Raw genomic sequence first — 1,335 nt, forward strand, 5'->3', positions numbered from 1 at the left:
TGTACAACCTCATGGAGACCAAGCTGGACATGGGCTGGATGGTCGGCGTCGCGCTCAAGTTCGTCGCCGACCACCAAAGGACCGTCGCTCAGTATCCGAACATCAAGACCGGCGCGGAGTTCGAGGGCTACGGACAACCGTTGACGGCGGATTTGTGATCCGCGCTCCGATCAGGCTCATGATCGATGACTGAGCAGCCGGTCCCTGCGCGCGATACTCGCCAGTCGGACCCGGCGTTGCGGCGGCTGGCCGCCATCACGGTGGCGACATCGCTGCTGGTGTGGTGGCCGGCGTTCACGCTGGGTGTGTACGGCGAGATTTTCTTCGAGCAGCTCTTTGCCCTTTGGGCGGCGGCGACAGCGGCGTTCGTCGTCGCTGTGCTACTGCTCGGACGGCGGGCGCAGCCGGCCGTGTACGCGCTTCTGATCCCGTCGGTCTGGATCGCGCTGACGTGGCTGATCCCTGCCGACACCACCAGCCTCGGCCACGACGTCCTGTTGTGGTTCGGCGTGCTCGTAACGCTGGCAGGGTTGCCCGCGATGGTCACCCTCGTCCTGGTCATGGTCGTTCCGGGCGCGGAGTCCGTGCGCGGACGCGACACCGTCGTGGCGGTTGCCGCTATCGCGCTCGTTGTCGTTCTGTCCTACACCATGGGCACCCAGCATCGCCACCTGCTGACATGCGAAGACTTCACGGTCAGCGGCAACAACCCGCCCGCCGAGTGCACCCCTGGTAACGGGGGCAGTGGACCCTGACGGGACAACGCGCCGGTGCGCCACAAACGGATTCCTTCCGAGCGGTAGCGTCCTTGTGGCCGCCCACAGCGGCCTCGACGCCTCCTCCAGCCGGCGCGTCGCTCCTGAGTTTGACTCTCAGTCGTCGTCGATACGCGGCGGCGTGACTACCGCATGGAGGCAGAAGGAACAGCAAGTCCTGAGACTCGACACGAGTGGCGAGATTGTCGCCGAGCACCAATTCGTCGGCAGTCGTGGACGGGGTTGTGCCGTGCACGAAGAGGCTCCGCTCCTCCGCAGCCGGCGGGGATATCGCAGGACGGGTGGCGACGAGCGGAGATCATCCGTTCGGGGTGATTCGCTCGCGCGTGGGGATCGACACGATCCTCACGTCGACGCCCGTCAAGGGGGCGCGTCGCTGGCCGGCAATGAAATGAGCTCTCGCGCGATGAGTGCCACGGTCCTCGCTAGCAAGTTGCATCCTCCCGGTTTGCGTTCGGGGAATTTGCCGCGGCCGCGGCTCACGGACGCTGCGGCCGCGTGCGGTCTGCCCGTCGTTTCGATCGTTGCTCCGGCTGGCTTCGGGAAGACGATGCTGCTC

The 1,335-nt window shown here is 66.0% G+C and carries 1 protein-coding gene; it reads left to right on the top strand.

Going from position 1 to position 1,335, the window contains the following annotated elements; genetic code table 11:
- Nucleotides 1–185: 185 nt before the first annotated feature.
- The gene (locus OM076_RS44470; protein WP_270046744.1) at nt 186–755 is read left to right on the top strand and encodes a hypothetical protein; all 570 of its coding nucleotides are present in this window, start codon (nt 186–188) and stop codon (nt 753–755) included.
- Nucleotides 756–1,335: the final 580 nt, after the last annotated feature.

This window comes from Solirubrobacter ginsenosidimutans, assembly GCF_027587205.1.